This window comes from Pseudopedobacter sp. (genome assembly GCF_040392825.1).
In the GTDB taxonomy this organism is placed as follows: domain Bacteria; phylum Bacteroidota; class Bacteroidia; order Sphingobacteriales; family Sphingobacteriaceae; genus Pseudopedobacter.
Genome location: NZ_JBEBVH010000289.1, coordinates 1 through 4647, shown reverse-complemented (window position 1 = coordinate 4647; position 4647 = coordinate 1). Strand labels below are relative to the sequence as shown.

The 4647-nt window shown below is 37.7% G+C and carries 3 protein-coding genes; all 3 read right to left on the bottom strand.

Translation table 11 applies throughout. From position 1 onward, the window contains the following. Window positions 1–370: 370 nt before the first annotated feature. Window positions 371–1462 (bottom strand): IS110 family RNA-guided transposase, encoded by a 1092-nt coding sequence (locus ABWO41_RS15595; protein ID WP_353140038.1) that lies wholly within the window; start codon window positions 1460–1462, stop codon window positions 371–373. Window positions 1463–1580: 118 nt separating this feature from the next. After that, window positions 1581–2987, bottom strand: a complete 1407-nt coding sequence (locus ABWO41_RS15590; RefSeq protein WP_353140036.1) for a T9SS type A sorting domain-containing protein — start codon at window positions 2985–2987, stop codon at window positions 1581–1583. 11 nt (window positions 2988–2998) lie between these two features. After that, window positions 2999–4647, bottom strand: a 1649-nt coding sequence (locus ABWO41_RS15585; RefSeq protein WP_353140034.1) for a polysaccharide lyase family 8 super-sandwich domain-containing protein, incomplete at its 5' end; no start/stop codon positions are given.

The window sequence follows — 4647 nt, the reverse complement described above, 5'->3', positions numbered from 1 at the left end:
AAGCGGAGTCGAAATGTTCTTTGATTGTTCAGAAAAAGACTTCTACTTCGCTCAGCCTGACAAAATTGCACTTATGAGACAGCCTCCTATGAATAAAATTCTATAATTCTTAGATTTTAGTCAAAAAACTTCCTAAGAAAGGCCTCCATAATTTTTTGAAGGCGCTTTCTCCGGTTTTTTTTCTCTATTACAAATTTAGTAAAAAGATAATAATTTCAGCCTCCTATTAGTAATCAAAGTTACAGGTATCCGTTAGATTTAATCTGATGGCCCGCTACACACTCTTAATAAAGAAACTAAATTCAGGCTGTCTCAAGTAGTCGGGAGCATCAAGTAGAAATTATCTTTTCACTTGTTTGTTGTTGTGTATTTATTTTAATATTCCTTTTTCATACAATCTTGTATTAGTCCATATATGATATATCCTGGAAAGTAATTTTCTGGCAATGACCACTATTGCTCTTTTCTTCGTTCTGCTTTTAATGAGTTCGTGAAACTTAAGTGCCAGGGCGGGGTCCGTTCTTATGGCTATCCAGGCGGCTTCGATCAGCAACGGACGCAGCGCAGTGTTTGCGCGGGAGGTCATCTTTCCCTTTCTTATGGTTTCACCGGAAGAGAATTCACTTGGACATAGGCCGATAAAAGAATTGAACTTTCCAAAATTATCAAAACGTTTGATCTCCCCAATTTCCGTCAGCAGTGTCATTGCCGTGATAATGCCGATACCTGGCGCAGAGATCAATATAGAATAGGCTTCCTTATATCTTTCATGTGAAGAGAGCTGGCGTACGTCCTTATTGATCTGCAATAACCGCCTGCGAAGAAACTCAACATCATCCAGCACGTGGCTTATTAATATCCGTGAAGATATTTCTGCAGGATTAAGGTCACGTATCCACTCAATGAATCTTTTGGTCCAATATGGTCTGTCGTACTCTTTGGGAACAACTATCCCTATGGCATGAAAGGCAGATTTTAATATCTTACGCTTTTTCTGTAAATCCGTTAATGTCTTCCTACGGTATCTGATGAGCTGTCTGTCAGACTCCGTAATTTTATCAGGTATATATATAGGGTTCAACAGACCTCTGGACAGGGCCATCCCCAATCGGCGGGAATCAGAAGTGTCCGTCTTGGACAGCATACCTTTATTCGTTTGGGGGATGTCTGCAGGATTGACAACTATACAGTCTATCCCTAGTGATTTAAGTTCTCGCTGGACCGAAAAACCACAGAAGCCAGCTTCATAGCAGGCTACGTAATGACCCTCGGGAAAATGAGTGTGCAAATAACTTAAAAGAAGTGAAGAGCTGGCTTCCTGATGGAAGGTCTGGTAGAATGCCTCTCCGATATAAACACTGACATTCCAGTTCTTTTTATGAACATCAATACCTAAATAAATCTGATGACCAGAAAAACTAACTGTTAATTTATCTGGACCTGTTTGTATATTTGTATCCATGGCCTATGGTGTTTTGTTTTTTTTATCTGTAGCAAGTTAATTGACTACTTACAAAAACCATAGGCCTATTTTATTACATGGATACTCAATTTTCAAAACGAAGATCAGGTCTTATTTATTATTTGACAATTTTTACTGTTTTAGATAATTCACCTAATTGTATTTTACTAACATAAAGTCCTTTTGTAATGTGTCCTAAGTCTATAGCAAATTCGTTATCTCCTTTAGTTACATTCACGTTTTTAGAAATTACTTGCTGCCCTGCAATTGTTGTTAGCGTTATATTGCCCAATGTTTCATTTGCTGAGTTAAGCTTGACAATTAGTTTATTTTCCAATGAATAAGCGGAAATCTCCTGACTTTCTAATCCAAAATTTACTGCTTGTACCTTATCATCATAAACGGTTGATTTACCATCGCCATCTACTTGTTTTAGTTTATAGTAGTTATATCCTGAAACAGGATTATAATCTGTAAAAGCATAACTTTTAGCTTCTGACGTTGTTCCGGCTCCTTTTATTGTACCAATGCTTACAAAATCTTTTCCGTTTACAGATCTCAGGATATCAAAATACTGGTTGTTTTGTTCTGATGCTGTTTGCCAGTTTAACTGAATGCCGTTTTGAGCTTTTGAAGCGTTAAATGAGGTTAGGGAAACCGGAAGGTTAGTTTCTGTTTTATATGTAAAAGAAAGATTGGAAATAGCTACTGTTTCGGCTGTAGTACTATTTGCTGTATTTACAGCAAAAGCATTAACGGCAGTTTGAATGTAGGCGGTTCCTACTTTTGGAAAATCTTCATCATATCTAACTCCATTTACATAAACATGGTAAGTATTTGAACTAAGCGGAACAGAAGCGGCGGGAGAGCCATAAGAATAAGAAATTTCATTAGAAGTGCTATTCACAAAAATTTCTACTCTTTGAGAGTCTTCTGCCTTGATTAAATATTTTGAGGTATTAGTGTTTGTTGAACCATCTGCACTTCTGAACTGAGTTACCAAATTACCACTCTTAACAATCCTAAATGATGCAAAAATACCTGCATTGGCTGTAGTTGTATTATTACTTGAACTATTGATTGTACCATTTCCTGCTATATTTCCAAAGGCAAAAGTTAATGCACCTATTCCGGTGTAATTAGTTAAATCCAGATCAAAAGCTATTTTAACAACACCTGTTGCATTGGCAATATTATATGCAGCAAATTTTGCGACTCCTCCAGTACTTGTTTTTACAGACAGCTTCTCATTGCTTAAGGTAAATTGGGCATCGGTCTGATATGAAATAGCCCTTAATCTATAAGGAATTGGGGCCGTTATGTTTGGAAAAAAACGACCAATAACAGCTGCAGCAGTGGGTCGTGGAGATTCATAGTATGAACTGGCAGCTCCATTAGCCGTAGTATCATTACCGGCTCCTCTGTCTAAACCTACATTAACAGTATAATTGTAAGGACTAAACTGCGCTTTAGCAGCCCCGGCCGCTAACATCAACAGAAATAAAGAACGTAAAGTTTTTTTCATGATTTTAAGATTTATTGTTTAATAATTGTTTGTGTTGTTTTGTCTGTTAGTATGAAATAACTTCCTGCCTTTAAAAAGGAAAAATTGAAGGTATTTTCTTGTTGCGGCTTAACATCAGATTTATTGATAGCAGCTATAAACCTGCCTGCAGAGTCGTATATTTTAACATCTTTTGTTAAAGCAGTATCAGTCAGTAATTTCACTTCGGAAGAACAAGGGTTCGGGTAAATTTTCACCCCATTTATTTTCTGTTTTGGTTGTTCTTCAGTATCTGGATCCGGAATGCTTAAAACATTATGTTTCAATTTAATTTGCTGAGAAATGCCATCTTTCAGATTAAAAGTAATGGTACAGCTAGAATCTAATTGATTGATTATGGCATTGTCCGGATTATTTGCTGCGCTCCAAACTCCTTTTATGGTAATTGTAATTGGCTTAGTGGTAGAAATCCAACCAGAAACAGTATTATCTGTTGTATTCAAATCCGGAGAAACAATCTTAATATCCAGTTCATTCTCAGATTCCTTTATGAAGAACAGTGCCCTTGAGTCAATTGCTTCAACTTTGCCTATCTTAATATTATCATTTGCAAAAAAAGAATTGAAAGCTGTTACCGTATCGGCAAGTGATTTTACCACATGCAACGAGTCGCTTTGTTTTAAAATTTGAAAAAGCTGACCGTTGTCTATTTTTTGTGCCAGCGCATTTAATCTAATGCTGTTAGTTGCCGGCATTACCACATAATTGTAAGTGCTGTTTGCTACAGATGTACCGTGGTCTATCCACGCCTTGCTTGCATACGCAGCAGCTGTTGCCCCTGTATTATTGGTGCTGTGTATGGGCGTAGCTTGTATTCCTCTAAAAACATTTACTGTTTTGTTTCCTCTTGGAATATAATATCCTGTCCCTTGTGTATTTATTAAAGCTAAAGACTGACTGGCAAGATCTATTTGCTGATTGATATCTGCACTTTGGGCATTCTGACCCATATAAATTGCGGTAGTATTATCCGCTTTTATATTCTGAAACAAGGTTGAGATTACTTTATTACTCCCATTTTGTGCAGATATAGCACTTCCTAAGCAAACCATCAGGCTATCGAAAGTGAATACACTTTGCCTGAACCTTAGCTGCTGCCCGGTATATCTATTTCCCGGATTCTGTATAAAGTTTAACCCAAAAATGCCGTACTTTCCGTTTGCAAGGGAACCAGCATAAGTATCTGCCTGGTATTCGCTTGCAGTTCCGGTAATTGCAGGTTTAAGATCCTCATAAGGTAAGAGTATACTGGTAGTACCTGGCATCATATTCCAATCCCACCCGTTGCCACCGGACAGGTATCCCGAACTGCTTAAGTTTCCATCATACAATATTTCATGTGCTCCGTATGCCTGATATCTGCCGTATCTGTTTTCCGCAGCGTATATCTCGGCACCAAACATTTTATCTGTCAAGCCTTTCGCTACAGCTATCCAGTTGTCTTTTCTGTATATTCCGGCTTGTGCATAGTTTAGCTGATGGTAGCCGTCCCAGCTCTTAGCAGCTACAGGATATTTATTAGTTTGGTAGATATAATTATAAAACTGAGCCATATCGCTGTCGTAGCTCTGGCCAAGCAAATCTCCGCCTACTTCTATAAATTTCTCTAATGTTGCTGCAT

What these genes read in the sequence shown, in the direction of transcription:
- ABWO41_RS15595 (WP_353140038.1), bottom strand. Translation starts at nt 1,462, where the DNA reads ATGGATACAAATATACAAACAGGTCCAGATAAATTAACAGTTAGTTTT.
- ABWO41_RS15590 (WP_353140036.1), bottom strand. Translation starts at nt 2,987, where the DNA reads ATGAAAAAAACTTTACGTTCTTTATTTCTGTTGATGTTAGCGGCCGGG.